This window comes from Gammaproteobacteria bacterium (assembly GCA_035546635.1).
GTDB lineage: Bacteria > Pseudomonadota > Gammaproteobacteria > JAURND01 > JAURND01 > DASZWJ01.
On record DASZWJ010000026.1, the window covers coordinates 15460 to 42317 of the forward strand.

Sequence of the window (26858 nt, forward strand, 5' to 3'; positions counted from 1 at the left end):
TCTTTTAGGAGTGAAGACATGGAGTGGATGGTGGTCACAATGCCAGAGGCAGCAGTTTTGCCTAGAAGTCATTTCAAAACCACAGTCTTGAACGTTGATGCTGCGTTGCAAAGTGCTCTGCGCTGCTCGATCACTTTGCGCCTTGCCTGAACGTTCAAGACTGTGATTTTGAAATGACTTCTAATTAAGCAGATGGTTAAAAAAATGCGCCCAAAGCAAAAGCCCTGGTATTTGTATATGATTGAATGCCAGGATAATAGTATTTACACCGGTATCACTGTCGATGTGGCTGCTCGCTATGCTTTGCATGTCAGCGGTAAAGGTGCGCGTTATACTCGCTCCCATCCGCCAAAAAAACTTCTGCTGGTTGTGGAATATCCTGATCGTTCGTCAGCGTTAAAAGCAGAGTGTTTTGTTAAAAAGTTAGATCCTAAAGATAAGCGTAAATTGGTTGCAGAACCAGGTTTAATTTCATGTTAATACATTTTTTAATGTGTCCAAACTGATATTGGCCCCGCTCAATACAATGACTACATTTTTGTTACGAAACTTATGGGAATTTTTTAACAGAGCGGAAAGCGCGACACCGGCTGCGCCTTCAACTAAAATATGTTGCGTTTTAATGAGTGCGATGATGGCTGCTTTGATTTCTTGTTCAGACGCTACGATGTAATCATCTACCAGTTGTTTGCAGATATCAAAAGTGATGGCGCCGGATTCTATGCCGCCGGCCGTTGCATCTGAAAGTGTCGGATAGGTTGGCATGTCTAAAATTTTACCGGCTTTTACTGATTCAGCCATGACCGGCGAATTTTCTGGTAGGCAGCCTATCACTTGGGTGTTGGGTGATACGGCTTTGATATATCCAGCAATGCCGGAAATGAGTCCACCGCCGCCAATAGGCACTAAAATTGCATCGACTTTATCTAGTTGCGCTGCAATTTCGAGGGCAATGGTGCCTTGTCCGGCCAACACTTGTAAATCATTGTAGGGTGAAACATAAAGCATTTTTCGTTGTTTAGCATAAGCGCGTGCATAATTTTCAGTTTGCATGCAATCGGTGGCGTAAAATTCTAGTGGAATATCGTAATTACGAATATTATCAATTTTGGTGGGGGAAGCATTTTCAGGCACAAAAATTATGCCAGGGATTTTTAAAGTGTGTAAGGCAAAGGCCATTGCTGCGCCGTGATTGCCGGAAGATGCTGCGACGATGCCTTGCTTAAGTTGTTCTGGTGTTAAGGAAAGTAATTTATTAAATGCGCCTCGTGCTTTGAAAGCGCCGGTGTATTGAAGATTTTCGCATTTTAAGTAGACGTTGGCGTTGGTGATTTTGCTCAAGGGTAATGAAAAGTCTAAAGGTGTTTGGCGTATGTAGGGGCGTATGCGATTTTCGGCGATAAGCACTTCGTTTTTGATGTCAGACATTCTGTTCCCCGCCCAGGTTGTATGATTTCGCTAGGTCTTATTATAGTCTAACATAGACTTTTTTGTCAACTTCAGAATATTATCCATTCAATATACTCAGCATTTATTTTCCAAAGTAATTTTAGATATACTGTATCATCGCGTCCGAAAAATGAATCTAAATCAATTCACAGTTTGAATTTCTTCAGGATTATCTTTTATAGATTTCATTTCACGAGTCAAAGAATAACTAAGCAAAGTTCTTATAGTCACAATAATTGCAAGAATGCCCACTGAATAGTAATCCGGTGCGGTTGTAGTTCCAATCAGATCTGCAGCCACAATAAATTCTAAGCCCAGTAATAAAACCTGACCTAAATTTAATCTAACTTTATTAATTTTGGCGCCTTTATTCAATAATTGTATGGTGAATGAATAATATAAATACTGAATTAACGCAAATAAAATCCCAGAAAAGATGATTAAAACGCCAATACAGGAAATGGCATGTTGAATGTCTGAGAGTATCTTTTGCACGGTGACCCATTCCATAGTTAATTCTCCGTTTAAATCGACCAGCGCCACCACGGGCATGGGGCTTAGTATGAAGTTCATGATATTATTATGATGGTGTTTGAAGTAGTAATCAAACGCTTCAAGTATATCGCACGAAAATGACAGAATGAGATAACATGGAGGATAAATAATGACAGTTGCTAAAGAAACAAACGCATTTGCGGCATTTGAAAAGCATAATTGGGAATTGTCGGCTCAGCCTTATCATCAGATGTTAGGCGCTTTGACTTGTCAAGCAGCAGATATTCTTTGGGATGCGGTCAATCAGAATCAGGGTGTGAATTCCCTTTTGGATTTGGCGACAGGGCCAGGTTATTTTGCGAGATATGCTGCAGAGCAGGGTTGTAAAAAAGTATTAGGAATAGATTTTTCGGAGAATATGATAGCGTTGGCTAGAACATTATCGCCAAATTTCGGCAATTTGAATTTTAAACTAGGAGATGCAGAGCAATTGCAGGAAGAAGATGCGGCTTTTGATGCAGTTACCATGAATTTTGGTTTATTGCATTTGGCGCGACCACATCAAGCACTGTATGAAGCTTATCGGGTGTTAAAGCCAGGGGGTAAATTCGCATTTAGTGTTTGGTCTAAGCCGGAACGCGCGGTGGGCTTGGGTATTGTGCTTGCGGCGATTACCACTTTTTCTGACAGCGCATTAGCTATTCCCGATGGCCCACCATTTTTTTATTTTAGCGATGAAAGTAATAGTTTGAATGGGCTTAAAAATGCCGGTTTTATCCAAGTTAGTTTTCAGGAAATTTCATTGCCGTGGGTGGTTGCATCGGGTGAGGATATTTTCACAGCTTTTTTGAAGGGAACAGCTCGAACTGGCGGTTTACTCAGATTGCAGTCACAAGCTACGCTAGATTTGATCCGCAATAAAATATACGCTGACAGTGAATCTTACCGAAAGGGCGATTTATTGCATATTCCAATGGGCATTGTGTTGGCGGTTGGAACCAAATAAAGGGCACTTTTATGACAAGGAGACAATAGGTAACAAAGGTACAATATTGGTATTAATGGGACTTATCGTGGCAAATGGTACATAAACCTATTTTTATAAATGATAACGTCTATAGAATTCTTTCCCTGCTCTCCCAAGATCAGAATATGCAATAACTATTCTGAAACAAGTTAACTGTCCAGAAGTACAAGAAGCCTTAGAAAAAGCGAATAGCCCTTATTTGCATTGGGAGCAGCTGAGATACAAGAGTTGGATTCCAAACAAAATATTTCCTGAAAAAGAGATGTTTTGGTTTTTGCTAACAAATTTGAGAAAAATTTTGTCGACGCCAACGCCTATTAGAAATGCAAAGGACAATCATTTTAGGATGTCTATTAACCATTATAATAAGTTTTTGCATGTCATTGATAAAGAAATGGGTGGAAACTTTATGGGTATTGCAGAAATGAATATTGGGCATTTGCTTATTTATCGTTGTCAGAAAAAATAAAAAAATCTCCAACCCAGTATGCAATGGCTTATATATAGTGAGCAAGACGATAATGATTTAACTTATTTTATTAATTACAACATAAATAGATTGGAGGCGGCAAGAAAAGATTTTCAAATATATATCACCAAGAAATTAAATGAAAATCGTTCTACAGTCTTTATTGCTCAGAAGCAATTAAATCTAAATGAACGTCAGATAAAGCTTTTGCGATATCTGCATCAGGATGCAGAATTCTATACTAATATTGTGGCGTATCAGAAAATTTATTCTGTGAAAAAAACACAGCTATTAATGATTTAAAAATGCTTTGTGAGGAAGGTTTTCTTAGCAAAAAAAAGCGGGGTAGGAATGTATATTATTATCCTACTGAAAAAATTAAAAGTATCTTTAAGGGCTAGAGTCGATATGGGGTTTTCCGCCTATGGACTACATCTTTGGTTTTTGGCTCATGCTTTAATTTTTAATACTAGTTTCTAACCATAAACCTTCCTCCCCTAATGAGAGAAGGCAAGAGTACTTAACGGAGCTTTGTGAGTCAGGATATGTTTGTTAATTTACCCCAAGCTGTACAAGAACAGGTTCTTTACTATCTGAGTGCTGATAACTTCAGAGCAGCAAAAGAGCTTTATGATCTGCATTTATCTACTATTAAGCTTTCGGAAAATAATGAAAGCAGTGACGAATTATAAAGCCTATATTATTTTTTAGCACATATTTTATGTTTTGCGCTTCTTTTTATTCTATTTTTCTCTAGCTACTAAATCAATTTTTGTCTCAAACTGAGATTTTCTAAAGCATGGCTGTTGCTATATGTGGCTAATTTTGATATATAGTAACCCTTTTGTTTAGAGGGAAAGAGTTATGGCTAAAGTGTGTATAGTGACATCAAAAGGTCCCAGAGTCGGGCATAATGTGTCACACGCTAATAATAAGACTAAACGTCGTTTTCTGCCTAATTTGCAGACGCATCGTTTTTGGGTAGAAAGCCTTGGCCGCTTTGTGAAGCTGCGTGTTTCTACTAAAGGTATGCGAACTATTGATAAATTGGGGATTGAGCACGTCATTAAAGAAATTTTGGAACAGGCTGAATAGGCTTGCTGCATAGTTTCAGAGTTTTTAATATTGAAGGTTCCACAGTTATTGTGGGTGTTTTTAAGTCATTGGGAAACTAACTCGTGCGTGACATTATTAAATTGGTTTCTGAAGCCAAAACCGGTGCTTTTTATACCACCACCAAGAACAAGAAAAATTCCACAGAGAAGCTGGTGCTTAAAAAATACGATTGGGTTATTAGAAAACACGTTTTGTTTAGAGAAGAGAAAATTAAGTAGTCTGGAGCTGGAGCTTAGTGGTTTTTTCAGATGTATATCTGATTGTCTTTTTTCAGTTGTTGTCTTTTATCTCTTTATTCCGTTGTCATCCTTCGCTGCGTTCCACTAGTGTCCGGTAAAACTCTAAATCCCTTCTCCCCTTGTGGGAGAAGGGATTTGCCGGACACTAGTGCACTGTGCTTAAGATGACAAACGGGACAAAAGGATTTTATTGCTTACGAGCTTGTGCTATCAGATCTTTTAAGTTCTGTTCAGTTACTACGCCAGGTACGAAAGCTGAGTTTGTAACCGAGTTTTTATTAGCACCAACCTGCCATTTGCTGATAACAAAGGTGGGTGTGCCCATCAGTCCTAAGTTTTGCGCGAGCTTAAAGTTATCATCAATCTGTTTTTGCAGTGCATCGCTCTTCATGTCTTTAGCCAATTGGTCTACATTAAGACCGGCAGTTTTAGCCAATGCCAGGATTTTATCCTTATTTAAGGGATTGGGCGCCAACAATAAGGCATTGTGGAATTTGACATAGAGCGCTGGGTTTTGCTTGTTGGCAGCTAAGGCTGCAAGCGCAGCGTCACGAGAGCTGCTGCCAAAGATAGGTAATTCTTTGTAAACGATGCGTAAATTGGGATCGGCAGCGCGCACTTTATCCACTACGGCTTCCATATCTTTGCAATGCGGGCATTGGTAGTCAAAAAATTCAACTACAGTCACATCGCCTTTAGGATTTCCACCGACTGGGCTTGCGGCGTCTTGAAAAATGGTTTGCGCATTGTCAGAAATGGCAGATTGGGCTTTTTGTTCCACTTTTTGCATTTCTTGTTTTTGCAATGCTTGGGAAGCCTCTACTAAAACTTGAGGGTTGCCTACCAGGTAGTCGTGAATGACTTGCTTTATTTGAGTGACTTGGTCTGGGGAAAATGTACCATTGTTATCTGCAAGGGCGGCACTGCTGCTGAATAAAGCGGCGGATAAGGCGATTACGGGTAGAATTTGGGGTAGTTTCACGTTAAGATCCTTAATGGGTCGATAGGGTGTGATAAGCACAACCGATAAGCACAGTTCTGCTTGGCCTATTGAATAGGCTAGCATGTTAGTTGTTTAAGTCAAGTTGCTTTATTTCACGAGAAATAGATTAGTTTACAATCACAGCGAGGACAGGCAATGCAGGTTAGTTCTACGGAATCACCTCTGGGTAAAAATGTTCCTTATATTACAACTTATTCTCCCGCTTTTTTGTTTCCAATTGCTAGGAATGTTAAGCGCGCAGAAATGGGTGTTACCAATCCGTTGCCTTTTGAGGGCGTGGATATTTGGAATGCTTATGAGTTATCTTGGTTGGAGCAAACGACACGCAAGCCGAGGGTGGCTATGGCGGAGTTTTATGTCCCTTGTCAGTCCGAGTCTTTAATCGAGTCCAAATCCTTTAAACTTTATTTAAACTCCTTGAATCAATCGACATTTAAGAGTGAGACGGAGTTAAAAAACATTCTGCAGCAAGATATTTCCAAGGCAGTGGGGATGCCGGTGCGGGTCAATTTTATTTTACCGCCGTTTAAACCGGTGCAGGCATTACAGGAATTTTCTGGTGTTTATCTTGATGATTTACCAGTTGAAATTACTACTTTTTTCCCGGATCCTTTATTGCTGAAAGTTGAATCAGGGCTAGTGACGGAAACATTATATTCTAATTTATTGAAATCGAATTGTTTAGTCACAGGCCAGCCGGATTGGGCTAGTCTATTTATCCAGTACCATGGTCATAAAATTAATCATGCAGGACTATTAAAATATATTGTCTCTTATCGCGAGCATTCAGATTTACACGAACAGTGTGTGGAACAAATATTTATGGATATTCTGCGGCAATGTGCACCGGAAAAATTGACGGTTTATGCGCGTTATACGCGGCGCGGGGGATTGGATATCAATCCGTTTCGTAGTAATTTTCAAAGTATGCCGGCTAATATTCGTAATTTTAGGCAGTGAATTGAGTGTCATCCCCTTTTCCTAAGGGGGTGACATGCCCTAAGCCTCCCAAACATCCACCCGTGCCGGTGGTAAATTCCGCCAAATTATTTTCGAAAAAATGCGACGATAATGCATTAATGCAGGATACTGGCTGCTTTTAAGGCTATAAGTGAATTGAATATATCTGCCACCTGGCGCCAAGGCATGAACCACTTGTTGCAAAATGGCTTCAGTTTTTAATTTTGGCAATGTGCGCAGGGGTAGGCTGGAAATGATCGAGTGAATAGGGTGAGGTAGATCTCTTAATAATGTAGTTAAATTGGCTGCATCACCCTCAATAATGCGCACATGGGGCAAGTGTGCACGTAGTTGGGTAGCAAAAGTGTGAGAGTATTCAATCACAATCAGATCTTCCGGTCTGACTCCAGCAGCAAGCAAAGCTTCTGTAATCACCCCAGTTCCAGCACCTAGTTCAACGATCGCTGCGCCTGGTTGGTAATAAATATGGGCGGCCATTTCTTCTCCCAAAAAGTGGGAGCTGGGGGTGATGGCGCCAATCGCTGCAGGGTCTTTGACTAAAGCTTTAAGAAAAGAAAATCTTGGGTTGTGTCCGTTCGTCATTTGTAGAATTACCTTTTAAGCATGTAGAAATTTCCTTGCCTCTTACAGCCTCATTAATTCCTTAATTACAGATGGCAGAGACATCAGGTTAAGCACTTGTATCCCCTTAGTCCCCTTCTTCAACGGAGACTCTTCGGATGCAAAGTATTCAACTTTAATTAAATTTAGCTTAAAAACAGTATAGCATATGAATTTTTAAGATTTTTCAAAGTCAGGAAGGATGACGGCTCAAGGTGTTGCCTAGAGCCGTCATAGAAAGTTTTAGAAGTAAACGCCGATTTGCGCGATGACTTGATTTTGTTTTGCGCCTAAGACTGGAACGGGGCAAACTGTTGGCTCATCCAAGTTGTCTGGGTTGCAGATACCGCTAGCAGTGTCTGAGGAGGGATAATTTGTATCATGACGGAACTCAATAGCTTCAATGGTGTTTTTCCAGATAGAAGTACTTAAACCTCCGATATAGCTATTTTGAGGAATGTTTAAAGCCAAAGATTGCCAGCTGCGATCATAAGCTAAGAATATTGCCAGATTTTTTTCCGTATCGAAGATATTCTTGATGGTATAGTCACCTTCAATATGTAGGGCACTGGGTTCTGCACCTGATCCGTTAAAACTTAAATCTTGTTTGGCAAATTCTTTAGTTGCGGTGACAAATTCATTTTCTAAGCTTAGATTGCCGATGTTAGCATTGAAATGCGCATCGAATCCAGGTACAGGATGTTGTAAAAATTCTGTGCTCGAGTTTTCTGAAAATCCCTGGAAAAAGCCGCTGCCTAGGCCATTTAGCTGATAACCTTGGGCTTCGGCGATATTGTTGATATAGCTAGTGCCAATGTCGGCGCTGTAGAATCCATTGCTGGATTTGAATTTATAACCGGCATTAGCGCCCCATTCATAAACATGATTGGTATCAAAACCTGTTTCAGTGTTTGCGGCGCCGTTCAGTGCATAGGTCGATAAATATAACCCATCATGATAGAAGCCTAGCAGTGCAGCTCTGGCATTGACGCGGCCTTCTGACAGTGTGTCAGGGTTAGACAAGAGGTATGAAGAATAATTGCCGAATGGCACATACTGCTGTCCCATGGTGAAATAGAACGGTGATTTATCCAGATTACCAATGGTGACAAAACCGCGCTTCAAGAATACGCGCGAGTTATTGATAGCATTGCCTGAACCTAGTGTGCTCGGATTGCGCAGCGGATTGCTTTCAAAGTTGAAAGATATAAAACCATAAGCCCAGGGGCTGGCTTCAGCCAGTGTATCCAATTCGATAGAACCTATGTCAATAGAGGTAGATGCCGGTCCGCCAAATGGATCGAAATAAATAAACTGTGGTTCGACTTTACCACTTAAGAAGATTTCTGGACGTCTTTGTGAGGGAAGATTTTCTGCGCCAACTAATGCTTCTAAAGTTTGACGTTGTTGCAAAAAGCGTAAGTCTTCATTCATGGTTGATTGATTGACGACTAAGTCAGAAGCATCATAGACAGAGTTAATGTTAAGAATAGGGGAAGATAAGATGGTCGATCCCATGAGATATTTGATATCTGCGGTTCTTTCCTGGCTGTCTTGTTGTTCTTTGGTAAGAATAGGCTGGCCGATTTTATTTACGGCTACTGTAGAGGGGATAATATCTCCGGGTTGATACCCAGAGACTAGTCCACTCGGTGTGTGGGTAATATTGGGGCCTGCAATAAAGGTGCCGGCGCCAAATCCAGTTTCAAGTGATGATGGAAATGCGGTTGACGGCGCTGTTTGAGTTGTTTCTGGTGCGTAGGTATAACGGGAAACCGGCGGTTGTTGCACTGTTTGTCTAACTAGCATGGATTGTTGTTTGGTACGTATATGCCTAGCTGGAACTGGCTCTGTTTTAGATCGCTGTTCCTCTTGAGATAGTTCTGTCTTAAGCGTCGTCACTTCCTGTTGTAATGCTTCAGTTTGTGCGGTGAGTTTTTGTAATGCATTTGCTAGATCTGCTTCAGATGGATTGGACGTGACAGCTGCTAGGGCTGGCGCAGATTCAAATAGGCAAAGACTTATGGCGATGGCTAATATTTTATTATGCATCCGCAGGCTCCTTAAGTAGGACTGTTATCTTGGAAGCCATCCATTTGCTATTTTTTTATAATTTCTTAGTCCATAAGAACCCAGCATCATAGGGGGGAAAATTATTTTACGCAATAAAAATTTTTCATTTTATGCGAAATTTTTTATTTAGCGGTGGAAATAGATGGCGGGAACCGCAGTCAGATAGTAGATTATAGACCTTTCTTTTCATTCATGAGCATGAGTAATCTATGCAAAAAATTACCTTGATTAAACCTGATGATGCCCATTTGCATTTGCGTGATGGCACTTATTTGCAGACTACAGTGCCGCATGCTGCCAAGCAATTTGCTAGGGCGGTTATCATGCCGAATTTAAAGCCGCCGGTAGTGACCATGTCGCAAGTTTTGGCATACCGCGAAAGGATAATTGCGGCAATTCCTCGAGGACTAAGCTTTCAGCCCTTAATGACACTGTATCTGACAGATGCAATGACGCCGCAAATCGTGGCAGAGGCTAAAGCTTCAGGGATTGTCATTGGGGTAAAACTTTATCCAGCCGGCGTGACCACTCACTCAGAAGCTGGGGTTAATCGTCTGGAGCAAGTCTATCCGGCATTAGAGGCCATGCAGGAGCAAGACTTGCCGCTTTTGATTCATGGCGAATCCAATGACGCGCAAGTAGATATCTTTGATCGAGAAAAGTATTTTTTAGAGCAATTACAGCAATTGATTGAGCGATTTCCTGGATTGCGTGTGGTTTTGGAACATATTACGACTGAAGAAGCGGTGAGGTTTGTCACTATGGCTTCTACATCAAAGCTTGCTGCGACCATTACCGCCCATCATTTACTGTTGAACCGGAATGATTTGCTTTCAGGAGGGATTAAGCCCCATTATTATTGTTTGCCAGTGTTAAAGCGTCAAAGGCATCAATTGGCTTTGATCGCTGCGGCGACTAGTGGTAATCCCAGATTCTTTTTGGGGACAGACAGTGCGCCACACGCTAAAAGTACTAAGGAAAATGCTTGTGGTTGTGCGGGTATTTATTCTGCGCACGCGGCATTGGAGTTTTATGCGCAGGTATTTGAGCGGGCTGGGGTATTAGATAGGCTGCAAGGATTTGCTAGTCATTTTGCAGCAGATTTTTATGGGTTATCTCATAATAGTGAGACGGTAACACTGATTAAAAAGCCTTGGCGGGTGCCAAATACATTGCCTTTTGGTGAGGATGTTTTGGTGCCATTAGGGGCGGGGGAAATGGTGCAGTGGCAAGTGGTGTGAACTGTCATCCTGCGCTTACGCTCAGGATGACAATTAGCTAAATTACAACTCCTCAGCATTTTCCGTCAAATAAGCAGCAACGCCTTCAGCAGAAGCTTTCAAGGCTTTTCTGCCTTTTTCCCATCCTGCAGGGCAAACTTCGCCATGGGTTTCATGAAATTGTACAGCATCAATTAAACGGATGATTTCATCGATGCTACGGCCAATGGGTGCGTCATTGACGATTTGGCTGCGCACAATCCCTTGCTTATCAATCAAGAAAGTGCCGCGTAAGGATAGACCAGCTTCAGGATGTTCAACGCCATAAGCCTGAGAAATTTCATGTTTCAAATCGGCGACTAAGGTGTATTTGACTGGGCCAATGCCGCCTTTATTGATTGGGGTATTGCGCCAGGCTTGGTGGGTATAGGCTGAGTCAACGGATACGGCGATGACTTCGACGTTGCGGTTTTTAAATTCTTCAATGCGGTTATCTAAAGCGATCAATTCGGTTGGGCATACGAAGGTGAAATCCAGAGGATAAAAGAAAACTAAACCGTATTTGCCACGAATTTCGTCACTTAAGCGGTATTGATCGTTAATGGAACCGTTTGCTAAAACTGCATGAGCCTTAAAATCAGGGGCTTTTCTGCATACTAACATGAAATAATCTCCGGGAAGGTTTATGAAAAAGCAGGTGATTCTTGTAAGAGTTAATCCCTCAATAGTAAAAAGAATTATATCATTAATTTGCAGGTAAGTATAGGGTAAAGTTGTGAGGCAAATGAAGTAACGTGTTGATTTAAATCACAAAATTAACTGGCAAGTCTCTTAAAAAGCTTTTTTAGTCGCCGGAAACCATTGCGGCCAAAGTAAGCATTTTTGGAGAAAAATGCTGAAGTGGTGCTGACTTGACTTTATTGAGCTATGACCACTAGACTCCTAGCACAGAAAACATAAGGAGAAAACCGAATGGCCTTTGAATTACCCAAATTACCTTACGCGTTAGATGCGCTGGCGCCGTATATCTCGAAAGAAACACTCGAATACCATTATGGCAAGCATCACCAAGCCTATGTCAATAAACTCAATACTTTGATTGTAGATACACCTTTTGCAAATCAATCACTAGAAGAAATTATCACCAAATCCTCAGGTGGTATTTTTAACAATGCAGCACAAATTTGGAATCACACTTTTTATTGGCATTGCATGAAACCTAATGGTGGTGGAGAACCCAAAGGCGATTTAGCTGATGCCATTAAAGAGGCATTTGGTTCATTTTCCGCTTTTAAAGAAAAAATGACGGCTGCCTCTGTTAACCAATTTGGTTCTGGTTGGGGTTGGTTGGCAAAAAATACCGATGGTTCATTGGAGGTTTTCAGTACCTCAAATGCGGATACACCTATGATAAAAGATAAGGTCGCATTGTTAACTTGTGACGTTTGGGAGCATGCTTATTACATTGATACCCGCAACGACCGTCCCAAATATGTGGATAATTTTTGGCATTTAGTCAACTGGGATTTTGTGGAGAAGAATTTTAAGTCGTGAGCAACGCCAAGGATCTCTATAGGGTAGGTACGAAAAAAGACTGTCATTCCCGCCTACGCGGGAATGACAGTCTTTTTTTGTACCCACAGAGAGAAATGACAGTGAATGTTCAAAATGACAGCAAGAAAAAAACCGGAGTAATTCCTCATGCTACAAAATCCACTGAATACCGAAAACACTACTTTTTCTGATAAATCACAGTTTCCGGCATTTAGCCAGATACAACCCGAAACAATTGAACCAACACTCCAACAAATGTTAGCCAAACACCGCCAACAATTGGCAGAATTGCTTTCGCAGTCTCAAGCCTACACGTGGGATAATTTGCTTGCTCCGCTGGAAGATATGGGAGATGAATTACATCTGTTCTGGTCGCCTATTAAACACCTGCATTCCGTAGCTAATTCTGAAGCCTTGCGCAAAGTTTATAAAGCCTGCCTGCCGCATTTGTCCGAATATAGCATGGAGATTCTTCAAAATACCGACCTTTACAAGGCAGTACAGACTATTGCTGATAGTGAACAATACACAAATTTAGATCAAGCGCAAAAAAAAGTCATAGAACATATGCTGCGTGATTTTCGCCTGTCGGGTGTGCATCTGGATGCTGAGCCCAAAGCACGTTTTGCTGAGTTGGATAAGCAGTTGTCGCAATTGACCACGCAGTTTGAAGAACACATATTGGATGCAACCCAGGGCTGGAGCAAAATAGTCACAGATGTGGCGCAATTATCGGGTATTCCAGCCCATGCAATAGCGGCAGCCAAGCAAGCAGCGGAGCGTAAGCAACAAGCAGGTTGGCTATTTACATTAGATATGCCTTCTTATTTGCCGGTGATGGAACATGCTGATTCTCGGGAATTGCGTCATGAGATGTATATTGCTTATGTCACGCGCGCATCGGATCAGGGACCGAATAAAGGTCAATGGGATAATAGCACGCTAATGCCAGAAATTTTGACCACACGATTAGAAATGGCGAAGTTAGTCGGATTTGCGAATGCTGCTGAGTATTCATTAGCGACAAAGATGGCTAAAACACCGGATGAGGTGATTGATTTTTTACAGCAATTAGCGAAAGCCAGCTTGAAGCAAGCGCAAAAGGAATTCGCAGACTTATCACATTTTGCGCAAAAAGAGCATGGCATTGATGAATTAAAAGCGTGGGATGTTGCTTACTATAGTGAAAAATTACGTCAAAAAGAATATGCTGTCGCCAAAGAAGACTTCCGTCCCTATTTTCCTGAAGATCGCGTGTTAAATGGCTTGTTTGCGATTGTTGAACGTATCTATGGCATGCAGGTTGCTGAAATAAAAAACCCTGACACATGGAATTCAGCCGTGCGGTTATTTTCCATTAGCGATGAAAACGGCTTGCGTGGACATTTTTATGTGGATCTTTATGCGCGCCCGGATAAACGTGGTGGCGCATGGATGGATGATTGCCGCATTCGACGCAAGCTGAAAAGCGGCGCAATCCAAACGCCGATTGCCTTTGTGACCTGTAATTTTAATGCGCCGGTCGGTGATGATCCGGCATTATTTACGCATGATGATGTCAATACTTTGTTTCATGAGTTTGGTCACGCATTGCAGCATCTGTTGACCACCGTTGATTATAGCGATGTTTCTGGTATTAACGGTATTGCTTGGGATGCGGTTGAAATTGCTAGCCAGTTTATGGAGAGTTGGTGTTGGGAAAAACCGGGTGTAGATTTAATTGCCCAGCATTATCAAACACAAAAGCCGTTGCCGGATGAATTATTTAATAAATTAATTAAGGCTAAAAATTTTCAATCCGCGATGCAAATGATTCGGCAGTTGCAATTTGCATTATTTGATTTTCGTTTGCATTTGGAATTTGATCTCAACCAAAAAAATCAGATACAACGCATTTTAGATGAAGTGCGGCAGCAGTTGTTTGTTTATCCAGTTCCTGAATTTAATCGCTTTCAACATAGCTTTTCGCATATTTTTGCCGGTGGGTATGCTGCAGGTTATTACAGCTATAAATGGGCAGAAGTTTTGGCTTGCGATGCGTTTTCTAAGTTTGAAGAAAATGGTATTTTTGACAGAAAAACCGGCGAAGAGTTTTTACATACATTGCTGGAAAGTGGCGGTGCTGCTGAGCCTATGGATTTGTTTATCGCATTTCGCGGGCGGCCGCCAAAAATTGATGCATTGCTGAAATATAATGGCATTGCTGTTGCTTAAAATCTTAAATGCTTTGTCCTTCGTCTTACTCAGGATGAAAGTCAAGAGGAAACATTACATTGAATCAAGATGCATTGAAACAAGCTGCAGCCCAGGCTGCATTAAAATACATTCAGCAAGGTGAGGTGGTGGGTGTAGGTACGGGCTCAACAGTTAAGTTTTTCATTGAAGCATTAGCTGCAATTAAAGGACGCCTGGAAGGCACTGTCGCAAGTTCAGTGGCAACGGAACAGTTACTCAAAGCCAAGCATATCCCTGTCTATGATCTTAATGCTGTAAATACTGTGGATATTTATATTGATGGTGCGGATGAAGCGAATGCGCACTGTTATTTAATAAAAGGTTTAGGGGGTGCATTGACGCGGGAAAAAATTCTTGCTGTCAGTGCAAAGAAATTTATTTGTATAGTCGATGAAAGTAAAAAAGTAGATGTCCTGGGTGCCAAAGGGGCTGTGCCGGTTGAAGTGATTCCCATGGCACGTGGGTTTGTAGCAAGAGAAATCGTGCGTTTGGGTGGTGATCCGGTTTATCGTGAGGGTTATAAAACGGATAATGGCAATATTATATTGGATGTTTATAATTTAAAAATTCTGGATCCTTTGCAGATGGAACAGACCTTGAAAAATATTACTGGTGTTGTGGAAAATGGCTTGTTTGCTAAACGTCCGGCAGATGTGGTGTTGGTTGCGACGGAGCGGGGGGTTGAGACGTATGAGAGGTGATCTTTTTCCCTATATTAGCGTTTACACTTTTTTCCTTCTCCCACAAGGGGAGAAGGAAAAAAGTGTAAACACCATTATTAGGAGAAAATAATGCAGCAAAAAACGATAGAATATGCGCATGGCAAAGAAAAGTTAATTGGAGAATTATTTTTTAATGAAGAAATATCAGGAAAACAACCGGCAGTTATTTTGTTTCATGCGTTTGAAGGCCGTGCAGAGTTTACTCTGGACTATGCAAAAAAACTCAGAGCGCAGGGTTTTGTAGTATTGGTAGCTGATATGTATGGAGAAGCAAAAGTCGCGCATAGCATTGATGAGTGTTTTAAATTAGTCACCCCATTCTTACAAGATCGTCAGTTAGTTAGAACTAGGGCATTGCTAGCCTATGAAACCATCAGACAACAGCCGCAAATAGATAACAGCCGTATCAGCGCTATTGGCTTTTGTTTTGGGGGTATGTGTGTTTTAGAGTTGGCAAGAAGTGGGGCAGATTTATGGGCGGGTGTTAGCATGCATGGTGTGTTAGCTAAATCGGATTTACCCACTCGCGCAATTAAAAGCAAACTCCTGATACTGCATGGTTATAAAGATCCGCAAGTGCCGCCTATTGAATTGGGACACTTTGCTGAGGAGATGGAAGCAGCCGGTACAAAAGATTGGATATTTACTTTTTTTGGTCATGCGAGACACTCGTTTACTGACCCAAAAACGGGTACTTTTGACCCGGAAAAAGAACAAGCCATGGGTAGGCAGTATCATCAATTAGCCGCAGAGCGTTCATTTAAATATGCGGTGGGTTTTTTGCAAGAATAGATAGTTTTTACAGTGCTACAATGTGAGAAGGAAAGAAGTCAAGGTTGATAAAAAATGTGAGCATTCTCATGAAATACACCATTCCTAAACAAATCCCCCAGGATATCTTTCGCGCTTACGACATTCGTGGCATTGTCGATGAAAGTCTAACTCCTGACACAGTCTATGCTATCGGGTTAGCCATTGGTGCAGAGGCTGAGGCATGTGGTCAGAAACAGCTGGTCGTAGCACGAGATGGCAGGTTATCTGGCCCCACTTTAGTTGCAGCACTCATTCAAGGGTTGCGTGACAGCGGCCGACATCTCATTGATATTGGCGTGGTGCCTACGCCAGTTCTGTATTTTGCAACCCATTGGTTAAAGACACATTCTGGCGTCATGCTGACCGGCAGTCATAATCCTGTCAATTATAACGGTCTGAAAATCGTTTTAAATAATGAGACCTTGTCTGAAGATAAAATACAACAACTCTACCAACGGGTAGTTCAAGGTGATTTTATCTGGGGGGACGGTACGGTTGAACATAAAAACATCGTGTCTGATTATATTGAACGTATAGCCAGTGATGTCCACCTTTCGCGTCCCATGAAAATTGTGATAGATGCCGGCAATGGTGTCGCAGGAGGTATTGCACCCTTATTGTTCAAACGTTTGGGCTGTGAGGTGATTGAATTATTCTGTGATGTGAATGGGCATTTTCCAAACCACCATCCAGACCCCAGTGTCATCGAGAATTTACAGGACATTCAGCAGGCTGTGTTGGCACATAAAGCGGATGTGGGTTTAGCATTTGATGGTGATGGTGACCGTTTAGGTGTGGTGACGGATCAAGGTAAAGTCATTTGGCCTGATCGGCAGATGATGCTATTTGCACAAGATGTGTTGTCACGACATAAAGGCGCAGAAATTATTTTTGATGTGAAATCCACGCAGCATTTGCCTAAAGTAATAGAAAAAGCAGGTGGTAAACCTTTGATGTGGAAAACGGGACATTCTCTTTTGAAAGCCAAAATGCATGAACGTGGTGCCCCCTTAGCCGGCGAGATGAGTGGTCATATTTTTTTCAAAGAACGTTGGTACGGATTTGACGATGGCTTGTATGTAGGCGCCAGATTATTGGAAATTTTAAGCCGCAATACAGAGTCCAGCAGCGTTGTATTCAATGCCTTACCAGATAGTGTCAATACACCTGAATTGAAGCTGTTTTTAAAAGAAGCGGAAAAAGCGCCTTTCATGCAAAAATTTATTGAGACTGCACATTTTGAAAATGGCACTATCAATACGCTCGATGGACTAAGAGTTGATTTTACCGATGGCTGGGGTTTGGTCAGGCTTTCTAATACTACACCTTGTTTGACGTTAAGATTTGAAGGTGTAAACGAAGACAGTTTGAGGCGTATTGAAGCGTTATTTCGGGAAAAATTATTGGCGGTGGATAATCAGCTGCAGTTGCCTTTTTGATGACGCCCTAGCTCATTTAACCCCAAACCGTAACCGATAATAAACATACTGCCAAAGTGTAGGGTGAGAGCGTAATTTGGAATCAAGATTGGTTTTAGCCGGCTGAATCGCTATTTGATTGTTCTGTACATCTTTCACTGCTTGAATGAGCAGAGGAATGCCAGCCGCCAGTTGTAATAATGGATAAGTGATAAAATTATCTGAAGGGGTAGGTGCAATGACAGATTGATAAAGAATGTTACCGGTATCAATGCCCTCATCTACCAAATGCACCGTGACGCCACAATGGTTTGCATCGTGATTCGCTAGCGCCCAATAGCCGCCGTGTACCCCTCGATAAGCAGGAGTGATGCCTGCATGCATATTAATGAATACAGCATCAGTACTGGCTAATAATTCTTTGGAGAGCAGACGAGTTCCATTGATAACGACAATATCAGGCTGCAATTGTTGTAGCAGTTGGATAGTCTCACGATCATTTGCTGAATTTACGCGAATGGTGATATCTTCTGGGAGATTGGATAAGTCTAAATTAAAATGCTGCTTTATCTCATTAATACGTTGTTCTGAGCATCTACGCAAGCATTTTGCATAGCCCATAAATGCTATTTGTCCGAATACAGTTAACCAACCCAAACGTTTAGCTCTTTTTTTTATTAAAAGCCACGCGTTTTGTTTTTTTTCAGTGATGGCTTTCTCTATAGGAAATACAGCTTTTAATTGGTTGAAAACCATACGGCTTGAGGCATTGTTTGATGCTAAAAAGACAATTTTTTTCTCTGACATTATGCTACCCGATTGAGGTTGGCAGCTTCCAGCATAGTTGTTGATTGCATATTATATTGACGGTTGAGAAAAGTATAATGATCTAAAATCGCGGTCAAAAATGCTAAATTTTCTTGCATATTGACGCCAAAATTATGTGGATGCCACCAAAGATGATAGTTTAACCTATGCTGTGCAGCAAAGGTCATGCTATTTTTAATTCTTCCTAAACGTAATGGTTCTAAATTTTTTAATTTTTTTGAATAAGGTCGTAGAAAACGACTCGAAGGAACATCGACTAATTCTGCCTTTGGTGAAAATAAGTTATGACAGTGATGTCCGCTAATATTGAGATAGGTGTCGCATAATCTTCCACCGCGCCGTAGCAATGATTGCTCCTTAAGACTGCTAGGGTCGTAAAACCAAGATTTTTCATTTCCGCGGAAAGCAAGGAAGCCTAATTCTTGGCAAACGGTTAAGTATTCTGCGTTGAGTTGATTGCGTGGAAAAACCAGGCTGCGTAAATGAATATTTAGGCGTTCCGCTGCGCGTTTTGCGGCGAGTAGATCGGCTGTAAATTGTGCTTTGGTTTGACCATGTTCTAGACAATAATAATGCGAAAAAGTATGGCTGCCTATTTCCTGGTGAGGATAACGCATCACTTTCTCAATAAGAGACTGGCCATAATGAAAAGGATCTTCTGCTTCATTGTCGCCGATATCGGCAATGGCGGAATAAGGATTCAATCTGGTGTCATTGTAGCTGGGCAGTACTTCTGGCAAATATGCCATTAATTCTTTTTTGTCGCAGAAGAATAAAAATCCAACAAAAGCCCAAGTGGCATGGATTTGATAAGTAGAAAATAAGTTTAATAAATAATCAGTAACCTGGCGGTCTCCTAATAGGTTTTCTCGGTAGCTATTTAAGTCCCGGCGATCCCTAACGCCCCAATATAATTCACAATCTAAAGAGATTGTGAAGGTAGCATTTGTCATAGTTTTAGATTCCAGAGAGTTTTGTTTTTAGCTTGATGTATAGGATGCTTTTGGGCATCATATTATAAAGATGAATAAAATCAAAGTAATAAACCGGAGCAGCTTTATTCTCGATTATCAAAGTCTTTAAATAGTCGTTGGCGCGAAACTCAAAAAATGCACGTCGTCCCGGCATGGATGCCGGGATCCAGCTGACAGGGAAGTTAAAGTTTCGCGGGACGACGTGCACTTTTTGAATTTCGCGCAAGCGACTAAATAGGTTCAACATTTTTTGCCTTAACATCCTAAATCAGCTAAAATATACTTAAGTTTTTCCCTAAATTTTCCTTAAAATCTCATAAATAGGTGCATTTTTAAATGAGCCAAAGCATGAAAATGATGAATCTCGCCCCGATAGGCAGCCTAGAAGCTTATATTGCCCAAGTGAATCAAATACCTATGCTGACTTATGAACAAGAGCATGAACTAGCAACACGCTTTTCTCGTGAGCAGGATTTGGATGCGGCCAAGCAGCTGGTTATGTCGCATTTGCGTTTTGTGGTGCGTGTGGCGCGTGGATATATGGGTTACGGTTTGGCGCTAGCAGATTTAATTCAGGAAGGGAATATTGGCCTGATGAAGGCTGTCAAACGGTTTGACCCAGAAGTGGGTGTGCGATTGGTTTCCTTTGCCGTGCACTGGATTAAGGCGGAAATTCATGAATTCATTTTACGTAACTGGCGTATTGTGAAGATAGCGACAACTAAAGCGCAGCGTAAGCTATTTTTTAATCTACGTAAGGCCACCAAGCGCTTAGCCTGGTTTAATGAAGAAGAAATCAAAACCGTAGCCCATGAGCTCAATGTTTCCCCGGAAGAAGTCCGGTTAATGGAAACCCGTTTAAACGCCAGTTATGAGTCATTTGATGGGCTGCAAGGTGAAGATGATGGCAATTATTCTTTTGCGCCAGAACACTATCTTGAGGATCAGCGCTATAATCCTGCTGTACAGCTAGAAGCCAAAGATTGGGCTGAAAACCGCGAACAGGGATTGCATGAAGCATTATCTTCGCTAGATGAACGTAGTCAGGATATTTTACGCTGCCGCTGGCTGGCTGAGGATAAAGCAACTTTGCATGATTTGGCTGCCAAGTATAGTATTTCAGCAGAGCGTATACGCCAAATTGAAAAGATCGCCATGGAAAAACTCAAGAAAGCATTGGATGATTAATACCTGCATTCTTGTCTCTTTATAAAAACCTTAAAAAAAGCAGTGAATCCTCTTCCAATGATGTATTTTTTTGGCTATCATTGCGCACCCTTGGTTAAGGGAATGATGCATCATTCAAGTTAATAATTTATAAATTAGGAGATTAAACATGAGTTTAGCTAAAAAATTAGTTGTTTTAGCGGCTGCCGGCGTTCTTTCCTCTGCAGTGTTTGCGCAAGACACCAGCGCTACCAGCACCAGCACTGCTCCAACAGATCAGAGCACAACCAGCACCACTACCACCAGCCCAGCTGACAATTCTGGCGCTGCTGCTACTACCTCTACAGAAAGCACTGCTACAAGCTCTGCTCCTGCAACTGAGTCAACAACTGCTCCAAAAAACCACCACAAAAAACACCACCATGGTCATAAAAAAGCTGAAGAAGCATCCAGCACAGAAGGTGGTAACGCTTCCACTGACGGCACTGCTGCCCCCAGCGCAAGCTAATCAAGTTTTGTTGGCTTACCTCTAAAAAAGCGCATCGCGATGATGCGCTTTTTTTTTGGGGGGGGGTGCCGTGGCCTCTATTAGCCTTCGCATAAGCGAAGGACACCTTTTTCCTTCTCCCACAAGGGGAGAAAGGGAAAAGCTAGGGCTGTAAAAAGGAAAGTTGTCGCCAAGCTTCATAAAGTATAACAGCAGCAGCATTAGATAAATTCAAACTGCGGTTACCGGGGGACATGGGAATATATAACACCCTATCCTCAGTGAAGGTGTTGAGCAGTGTAGTTGGCAGCCCTCGCGTTTCAGGTCCAAATAAAAAAATGTCTCCTGGCTGATAAACTACTTGGTCGTAGCGCGTTTTTCCCTTGGTGGAACAGGCAAACAGCCGGCAGTCTTGCCGTGTCGCAACAAAGCTAGGAAAATCAAGATGTTGTGCGATAGTCACCCACTCATGATAATCAAGGCCGGCCCGTCGTAATTGTTTATCTTCTAGCGTGAAACCTAAGGGATGTATCAGATGTAATTGGCTGCCTGTATTGGCACATAGGCGGATGATATTCCCAGTATTGGGAGGAATTTCTGGTTGAAATAGGGCAATTTCGAACATGATATGAATATACTCAAAATAAACTTATGAAAGAAAAGGTCAAAAAACATTTTATTGCAGGGGCAATATGCCCGCAATGCAAAAAATTCGATACGATACAATGGATTTATCAAGCAGAAGAGCATATCGAATGTGTTGCATGTGGATATTCAGAGAAAAAACCTGAATTAAATCAAAATCAACAGAAGTAGCGGGGCTTATGGCGGAAATCAGCAATATTATCGGCATCTTGGGCGTTTTTTTAGTAGTACTCGCTTATTTTTTATTGCAATATGAAAAATTGTCTGCGCATGGATTTGCCTACCCCGTGTTAAATCTGTTGGGCGCTTTGATGATTTTATTTTCTCTGATTTATGCGTGGAACTTACCTTCAGTTATCATAGAAACTGCTTGGGCGGTAGTCAGTATATTCGGAATTGCTCGGAAATGGCGGCATAGGAAGAGCAATTCTTGCTGAGCAAGGAACAAAGGCGTCAACTTAAGACTCTCCATTTTTTTCATGGGGTGCAAAATCTCCCCAAAGATACTGCATTAATGCAATAGCCGCAGGCGCAGCGGTTTCAGTACGTAATATCCTCGGACCTAAACTCAAAGTATGAAACCCTGCTTGTTTAGCCGATAACGATTCTTCCACACTAAACCCTCCTTCAGGTCCAACCACTAAAGCAACATTGGCAGCAATTGCTGAGAATTCATGTAATTGTCGATCTCCGTCAGGTTGTAGCATCAATTTTAGAGATTCTGTTCTTTGAGACAGCCACTTGGCTAAAGTCATTGGGATTTCAATAGTGGGCAATATATTCCGCCCAGATTGTTCACAGGCATTTATAATCACCGCCTGCCAGTGCGCCAGACGTTTTTCTATGCGTGCCTCTGTTAGGCTAACACCGCTATACTGTGTAAATAAAGGCGTTATTTTGCTTACACCCAATTCTACGGCTTTTTGAATGGTATAATCCATTTTTTCACCACGTGAAATTCCCTGTCCTAAATGAATATTTAATGGTGATTCGGGATTGCTAAGCCAAGGATCAGCCAAGGTCACCACGGCCAGATTTTTTTGGCTACCACTTAATGCAGCATGAAACTCATGCCCACAGCCATCAAAGACACGTAAGCTTTCCCCAGTTTTAAGTCGTAACACCCGCAATAAATGCATGCTGGCATGCGTATCTAGAACTATTTCCCGACCACTTTTTAATTCTTGAGGCGTGTAAATGCGAGGTACGTGCATAGGTTAAATATTTTTAAAAGAAAATAAAGCCAAATCCAAACCAAAAAATACCAATAAGACTCCCATCACCTTGGTCACAATGGGTTGTATACGTAGAATTCTAGACCTTACATGTGGATTGGCAATGAGTAGGCTAATAAAAGTAAACCAGAGAAAAGTAACTCCGACCATCCAAGCACCATAAAAAATACGCATCCAGGCGGGAGTTGTGGGTTTAATGGCCAAAGTAAATAATCCCAGAAAAAATAATGTGGCTTTAGGATTCAGTAGATTGCACAAAAAACCTTGTTTTAAAGCTTGCCAGCCCGATATTGGGGAGGTCACAGTCGTATGCTGTGCGGTAGAATTTGTCGAGCCATCTTTAGCTAGGCAGGCTTTTATACCAATATAAATTAAATAACAAGCGCCTAACAGTTTAATAATCGTAAATAACACGATGGATTTGGCAATAATCACAGCGAAACCTAAGATGCAATAAGTCACGTGAATCACGATTCCCAGAGAAATACCCAGAGCTGTCAGTATGGCTTGACGTTTAGGATAGAGTAACGCATTTTTAGTGGCCAAAATAAAATCCGGCCCTGGGGAAGTGACTGCCAGAAAATGTAAGCTGGCAATGCCGAGGAAGGTCAGTAAAAAGTCTTGCATAAACATCTCCATAGGATGCTAAGTCAGCTAGTTAGTCGCTGGCGCGAAACTCAAAAAATGCACGTCGTCCCGGCATGGATGCCGGGATCCAGCTGACAGGGAAGTTAAAGTTTCGCTTTCCTGCGACCTTTCTCCCGGCTTCCTGCCGGGACGACGTGCATTTTTTGAATTTCGCGCCAGCGACTAGTTAGAATAATATTGGCACTAATTGATTGACGCCCAACGTTCCAGCACAGACCTGACTTCTGCAACAGAAATGGCATCCATGCAAGGACAGCTTCTGGTTCCGGGGTGTAGGCATCTTTTGAAGCAGGATGAGGGTTTAACGAGAAATTCAGCCTGTGGTCCAAGCGGCCCCCAGCGTACTGGATCTATATCCATGGGGGGTGGGTAAAGACCGAGGGCTTTTATACCAATGGCGGCTGCCATATGCAATGGCCCTGTGCCAGAGGCAAGCAAACCATCGCATTGTTGAATCAGGGTAAGAAATTGCGCCAGATCTAGTTTGCCGCAGATGACATGGGCTTTCTGACATTGAGAGATAAGAGGGGTTAAAGCGGACACTTCTTGGGTTGAACCCGTTACAAAAACATTAAACCGGTTGGGGGGTAATGAATTAATCAATTGTATGTAATAAGCTAGTGGCCATTCTTTGCCATTATTGTTAGAAAGAGGGTGGACAATCAAGTTAAACCGGTTTTTGTCCAATAGCTGAGCGATATCTAAAGGCAAGGGGGTGGCAGGTGGCGTCAACTTGACCCGGGGGATCAACTGCTCCAAAGTAGGTTTTTCCTTGATTCCGAAGGGCGTAAGCAATTGCAGATTCAGTTGCGCTTCATGCAGATTGGTGCGATTACGCCTTAAAGGCACCCAGCGGTTACAATTAAAGTAGTGATAAGTGCGGCGAATGGTGCCCACCCGATAGGGAATTTTGGCTTTTGCTGCCAGTTTAGCGATCACTTCTTTAGGATAGACATGCACAAACAAATCAAGATTAAGCTGTTTTAAGCGCTTAGCAGCTTGTTCGGGGGTGGCAGATTCCAGCTCATTCCAGCTTAGAAATTCATCTACCATAGGGTATGAACGTATGATATCACGTACATAATCTCGTGCCATAAATACGATATGGCAATCAGGGTAATGTTGTTTCAGTACACTGGCCATGGGTAGGGTCAATATGACGTCGCCGATATTGTCAACGCGGCTTAATAGAATTCTGGGGGGGTGTGACTTAAAAAATTTTTTCATATAGAGAGTTGGAAATCGGGGAATTGAATGAGTACGAAAGAGTAATTATAGCATGGATAATAATTTGGGGGTAATTACTCACCCCCCTTTTTCAAAGGGGGGTGAGACCAATCATTTAACTACTGATAAAGAATAAGCCTGCTGGATTCCAAATCCGCCGCCCGAAAAGTCTTTTTCAATTTCATAGAATAATTTATTGATAGGATTAGAATAACCCTCATAGTCAGCGGGATTGGTTAATAATTCTCTTAAAAATCTAGAACCAAGATAATAAACCGATGAATAATCATGGTTTTGAAAATGGATACGCTGTTCTTTTAAAAAGGCTTCTAATTTATTCTTTTTTAAGTAACGATTGAAGTCATGCTCAACAAGCGGTTGTAAATCTTTTAAAGCGCGCAGTGAATTAAGCAATACAAGGGGTTCCCAAAAGCCCTCTAATAAAATTAACTTGCCACCCGGTTTAACTACTCGCCAAAGCTCAGAAATGGCTTGTTGTTGTTGTGTCCAGTTTGATAAATTGATTAATACCCTAGTGGTATAGGCAATATCAAAATGATTATCTGGAAAATCTAATTCTAAAATATTTTGTACTTTAAAATCGATGGGGCAATTTTTATAATTGCTTTGTTGAACTGCTTTGGCATGTTGTATCATGTTTTGAGAGTAATCGATGCCAACAATATTGATGGAATCATTTTTCTCATATTGTTTGAAGGCAGAAAACCCATTCGCACAACCGGCATCCAAAACGCGGTTATTGGGTTGGATCATTTTGGAAATAAAATCTATTTCCAAGTCCATCATATAATGATCTCCCCACGAAGCCCAATGTGAATCCTGATATTTTTCACCTTGTCTTTCCCAAAATTCCTTAACAAAATCAGTCATTGATTTTTCTCCTTTTAAATTAAAACAACTCCTGTCGTTACTATAACTGTTTTTTTGGAAGTTAGTTAGTTTTATTTAAAACCAGAGATAGAATATAAAAAGGGCAGAATCATGAGCAAAGTAAAAGTGATTAAATGGTTTATGCTTAAGTTTGCTCGAATGTGCAGCGAGAACATTGCAAGTAAAACATTCGCCGTGAACTGCTGGACATTTCTGTTAAACTTATGCAATATCCGCTCGATTCACAAAAAAAATTTGTCTTCTACTCCTTAAGGTTCTTCAATACAGGCAATCATGTCAATTTCAGAAAACTCTACACAACAAGTATCGTCGGTCATTGTTTCATTGGAAGATATCCGACACTTAGTTCAAAATGATTTTGAGCGTGTAAATGGACTCATACTTGAGAGTTTGCACTCTGATGTGGAATTAATCAGACAGGTCAGTCAATACATCATTGAAGGTGGAGGTAAGCGGTTACGGCCTCTCTTGACTTTGCTGGCGGCTAGGGCATTTGGCTATCAAGGGGAGTCCCATATTAAGCTTGCGGCAATTGTTGAATTTTTACACACCGCCACATTATTACACGATGATGTAGTGGATAATTCTGATTTAAGGCGGGGACGGCCAACTGCGAATACGATTTGGGGTAATCAAGCGAGTATACTCGTTGGAGATTTTATTTATTCTCGCACCTTTCAGATCATGATTAGCCTGCAAAATCTATCTATTATGAGTATTTTAGCCAATGCTACCAACACGATTGCCCAAGGAGAGGTGCTGCAGCTGATGAATCGTAATAATCCAGATATTTCTGAGACGCATTACCTAGATGTAATACGGTGTAAAACGGCTGTGCTGTTTGCTGCTGCAGCTGAAGTGGGGGCGCATGCTGCAGAATGTACTTCGCAACAACAGCAAGCAATTGCTACTTATGGCCTATATTTAGGTATGGCCTTTCAAATGATTGATGATTGGCTGGATTATGCCGTAGCACCGGAAGAAACAGGGAAAAACCTTGGGGATGATTTAGCTGAAGGTAAACTGACATTACCATTGATCTACGCTATGCAGCATGGGACAGAAGCGGAGTCAGCATTAATCCGTAGTGCGATTAAACAAGGTGGATTGGCAGATTTCAGCGCAATACGCCAGATTATTGAATCAACTCAAGCATTTGTTTATGTGAAAGCTCTAGCTGAGCAGCAGGCGGAACTAGCAAAAGCAGCATTAGTTATATTGCCAGATAATGTATTTAAGCAGGCTTTATTGGTGTTAGCACAACTCGCGGTAGATAGAACGTCGTGAGCACAAGCAAAGGGCGGCATCACAATGCATGATG

The 26858-nt window shown here is 41.6% G+C and carries 30 protein-coding genes; 17 read left to right on the forward strand and 13 right to left on the reverse strand.

The window, feature by feature from the left end:
* The first annotated feature begins 204 nt into the window (after positions 1-204).
* Positions 205-480: a GIY-YIG nuclease family protein gene (locus VHE99_06450; protein ID HVV68654.1), complete on the forward strand. Its 276-nt coding sequence runs from the start codon at positions 205-207 to the stop codon at positions 478-480.
* Here the strand turns inward: VHE99_06450 and VHE99_06455 are convergent.
* Both VHE99_06455 and VHE99_06460 read right to left on the reverse strand, forming a co-directional pair.
* Positions 472-1428: a threonine/serine dehydratase gene (locus VHE99_06455; GenBank protein ID HVV68655.1), complete on the reverse strand. Its 957-nt coding sequence runs from the start codon at positions 1426-1428 to the stop codon at positions 472-474. The genes VHE99_06450 and VHE99_06455 overlap by 9 nt on opposite strands.
* Before the next feature lie 162 nt (positions 1429-1590).
* Complete coding sequence (locus VHE99_06460; GenBank protein ID HVV68656.1) at positions 1591-2022, reverse strand: DUF1622 domain-containing protein; 432 nt, start codon at positions 2020-2022, stop codon at positions 1591-1593.
* A 91-nt stretch (positions 2023-2113) separates the two neighbouring features.
* On the opposite strand from VHE99_06460, the gene VHE99_06465 reads away from it, so the two are divergent.
* The 4 genes from VHE99_06465 to rpmG all read left to right on the forward strand — a co-directional run bounded on the left by VHE99_06465 (position 2114) and on the right by rpmG (position 4774).
* On the forward strand, positions 2114-2950 hold the full coding sequence (locus VHE99_06465; GenBank protein HVV68657.1) for a class I SAM-dependent methyltransferase: 837 nt from the start codon (positions 2114-2116) through the stop codon (positions 2948-2950).
* A 1023-nt stretch (positions 2951-3973) separates the two neighbouring features.
* Positions 3974-4132, forward strand: coding sequence for a hypothetical protein (locus VHE99_06470; protein HVV68658.1), 159 nt, complete (start codon positions 3974-3976; stop codon positions 4130-4132).
* A gap of 172 nt (positions 4133-4304) precedes the next feature.
* Positions 4305-4535: a 50S ribosomal protein L28 gene (rpmB, locus tag VHE99_06475; GenBank protein ID HVV68659.1), complete on the forward strand. Its 231-nt coding sequence runs from the start codon at positions 4305-4307 to the stop codon at positions 4533-4535.
* Between the two features lie 83 nt (positions 4536-4618).
* Positions 4619-4774 (forward strand): 50S ribosomal protein L33, encoded by a 156-nt coding sequence (rpmG, locus tag VHE99_06480; protein ID HVV68660.1) that lies wholly within the window; start codon positions 4619-4621, stop codon positions 4772-4774.
* Between the two features lie 208 nt (positions 4775-4982).
* On the opposite strand, the gene VHE99_06485 is transcribed toward rpmG, so the two are convergent.
* Positions 4983-5777, reverse strand: coding sequence for a DsbA family protein (locus VHE99_06485; protein ID HVV68661.1), 795 nt, complete (start codon positions 5775-5777; stop codon positions 4983-4985).
* A gap of 156 nt (positions 5778-5933) precedes the next feature.
* On the opposite strand from VHE99_06485, the gene queF reads away from it, so the two are divergent.
* Complete coding sequence (gene queF / locus VHE99_06490) at positions 5934-6758, forward strand: NADPH-dependent 7-cyano-7-deazaguanine reductase QueF (GenBank protein ID HVV68662.1); 825 nt, start codon at positions 5934-5936, stop codon at positions 6756-6758.
* A 39-nt stretch (positions 6759-6797) separates the two neighbouring features.
* Here the strand turns inward: queF and VHE99_06495 are convergent, their stop codons facing one another.
* Positions 6798-7361 (reverse strand): methyltransferase domain-containing protein, encoded by a 564-nt coding sequence (locus tag VHE99_06495; GenBank protein HVV68663.1) that lies wholly within the window; start codon positions 7359-7361, stop codon positions 6798-6800.
* Positions 7362-7622: 261 nt separating this feature from the next.
* Positions 7623-9431, reverse strand: a complete 1809-nt coding sequence (locus VHE99_06500) for an LbtU family siderophore porin (GenBank protein HVV68664.1) — start codon at positions 9429-9431, stop codon at positions 7623-7625.
* Between the two features lie 230 nt (positions 9432-9661).
* Here VHE99_06500 and pyrC point away from each other — a divergent pair, with 230 nt between their 5' ends.
* A complete protein-coding gene (gene pyrC, locus VHE99_06505) occupies positions 9662-10693 on the forward strand; it encodes a dihydroorotase (GenBank protein HVV68665.1) in 1032 nt (343 codons plus the stop codon).
* A 42-nt stretch (positions 10694-10735) separates the two neighbouring features.
* Here pyrC and VHE99_06510 read toward each other — a convergent pair whose 3' ends face one another.
* Complete coding sequence (locus VHE99_06510; protein HVV68666.1) at positions 10736-11335, reverse strand: peroxiredoxin; 600 nt, start codon at positions 11333-11335, stop codon at positions 10736-10738.
* Between the two features lie 309 nt (positions 11336-11644).
* Here VHE99_06510 and VHE99_06515 point away from each other — a divergent pair, with 309 nt between their 5' ends.
* The 5 genes from VHE99_06515 (at position 11645) to VHE99_06535 (ending at position 17435) form a co-directional block, all read left to right on the forward strand.
* Positions 11645-12226, forward strand: coding sequence for a Fe-Mn family superoxide dismutase (locus VHE99_06515; protein HVV68667.1), 582 nt, complete (start codon positions 11645-11647; stop codon positions 12224-12226).
* 147 nt (positions 12227-12373) lie between these two features.
* Positions 12374-14440, forward strand: coding sequence for an oligopeptidase A (gene prlC, locus VHE99_06520; GenBank protein ID HVV68668.1), 2067 nt, complete (start codon positions 12374-12376; stop codon positions 14438-14440).
* A 59-nt stretch (positions 14441-14499) separates the two neighbouring features.
* Positions 14500-15162 (forward strand): ribose-5-phosphate isomerase RpiA, encoded by a 663-nt coding sequence (rpiA, locus tag VHE99_06525; GenBank protein ID HVV68669.1) that lies wholly within the window; start codon positions 14500-14502, stop codon positions 15160-15162.
* 90 nt (positions 15163-15252) lie between these two features.
* A complete protein-coding gene (locus tag VHE99_06530; protein HVV68670.1) occupies positions 15253-15975 on the forward strand; it encodes a dienelactone hydrolase family protein in 723 nt (240 codons plus the stop codon).
* A 68-nt stretch (positions 15976-16043) separates the two neighbouring features.
* Positions 16044-17435 (forward strand): phosphomannomutase/phosphoglucomutase, encoded by a 1392-nt coding sequence (locus tag VHE99_06535; protein ID HVV68671.1) that lies wholly within the window; start codon positions 16044-16046, stop codon positions 17433-17435.
* 12 nt (positions 17436-17447) lie between these two features.
* Here the strand turns inward: VHE99_06535 and VHE99_06540 are convergent, their stop codons facing one another.
* Together VHE99_06540 and VHE99_06545 are read right to left on the reverse strand one after the other, a co-directional pair.
* Entirely contained in the window at positions 17448-18221 is a 774-nt protein-coding gene (locus VHE99_06540) for a formyl transferase (GenBank protein ID HVV68672.1), read from the reverse strand.
* Positions 18221-19195 carry a polysaccharide deacetylase family protein gene (locus VHE99_06545; protein ID HVV68673.1) on the reverse strand — a complete coding sequence of 325 codons (975 nt, stop codon included), beginning with the start codon at positions 19193-19195 and terminating at the stop codon, positions 18221-18223. Before VHE99_06545 ends, VHE99_06540 begins: the two co-directional genes overlap by 1 nt.
* A gap of 357 nt (positions 19196-19552) precedes the next feature.
* On the opposite strand from VHE99_06545, the gene rpoH reads away from it, so the two are divergent.
* Together rpoH and VHE99_06555 are read left to right on the forward strand one after the other, a co-directional pair.
* On the forward strand, positions 19553-20404 hold the full coding sequence (gene rpoH, locus VHE99_06550) for an RNA polymerase sigma factor RpoH (GenBank protein HVV68674.1): 852 nt from the start codon (positions 19553-19555) through the stop codon (positions 20402-20404).
* A gap of 148 nt (positions 20405-20552) precedes the next feature.
* Positions 20553-20891: a hypothetical protein gene (locus tag VHE99_06555; GenBank protein HVV68675.1), complete on the forward strand. Its 339-nt coding sequence runs from the start codon at positions 20553-20555 to the stop codon at positions 20889-20891.
* Between the two features lie 142 nt (positions 20892-21033).
* On the opposite strand, the gene trmL is transcribed toward VHE99_06555, so the two are convergent.
* Entirely contained in the window at positions 21034-21495 is a 462-nt protein-coding gene (gene trmL / locus VHE99_06560; GenBank protein HVV68676.1) for a tRNA (uridine(34)/cytosine(34)/5-carboxymethylaminomethyluridine(34)-2'-O)-methyltransferase TrmL, read from the reverse strand.
* Positions 21496-21521: 26 nt separating this feature from the next.
* On the opposite strand from trmL, the gene VHE99_06565 reads away from it, so the two are divergent.
* On the forward strand, positions 21522-21686 hold the full coding sequence (locus VHE99_06565; protein HVV68677.1) for a YheV family putative zinc ribbon protein: 165 nt from the start codon (positions 21522-21524) through the stop codon (positions 21684-21686).
* Positions 21687-21694: 8 nt separating this feature from the next.
* Positions 21695-21952 (forward strand): hypothetical protein, encoded by a 258-nt coding sequence (locus VHE99_06570; protein HVV68678.1) that lies wholly within the window; start codon positions 21695-21697, stop codon positions 21950-21952.
* Between the two features lie 21 nt (positions 21953-21973).
* Here VHE99_06570 and VHE99_06575 read toward each other — a convergent pair whose 3' ends face one another.
* From VHE99_06575 to VHE99_06590, 4 genes are all read right to left on the reverse strand, one after another.
* Positions 21974-22729 carry a 16S rRNA (uracil(1498)-N(3))-methyltransferase gene (locus VHE99_06575; protein ID HVV68679.1) on the reverse strand — a complete coding sequence of 252 codons (756 nt, stop codon included), beginning with the start codon at positions 22727-22729 and terminating at the stop codon, positions 21974-21976.
* A gap of 3 nt (positions 22730-22732) precedes the next feature.
* Positions 22733-23377, reverse strand: coding sequence for a LysE family transporter (locus tag VHE99_06580; GenBank protein ID HVV68680.1), 645 nt, complete (start codon positions 23375-23377; stop codon positions 22733-22735).
* Positions 23378-23581: 204 nt separating this feature from the next.
* Positions 23582-24625 (reverse strand): glycosyltransferase family 9 protein, encoded by a 1044-nt coding sequence (locus VHE99_06585; protein HVV68681.1) that lies wholly within the window; start codon positions 24623-24625, stop codon positions 23582-23584.
* A gap of 111 nt (positions 24626-24736) precedes the next feature.
* A complete protein-coding gene (locus VHE99_06590) occupies positions 24737-25516 on the reverse strand; it encodes a class I SAM-dependent methyltransferase (GenBank protein HVV68682.1) in 780 nt (259 codons plus the stop codon).
* A gap of 294 nt (positions 25517-25810) precedes the next feature.
* Here VHE99_06590 and VHE99_06595 point away from each other — a divergent pair, with 294 nt between their 5' ends.
* Positions 25811-26824, forward strand: a complete 1014-nt coding sequence (locus VHE99_06595) for a polyprenyl synthetase family protein (protein ID HVV68683.1) — start codon at positions 25811-25813, stop codon at positions 26822-26824.
* The last annotated feature ends 34 nt before the right edge of the window (positions 26825-26858 follow it).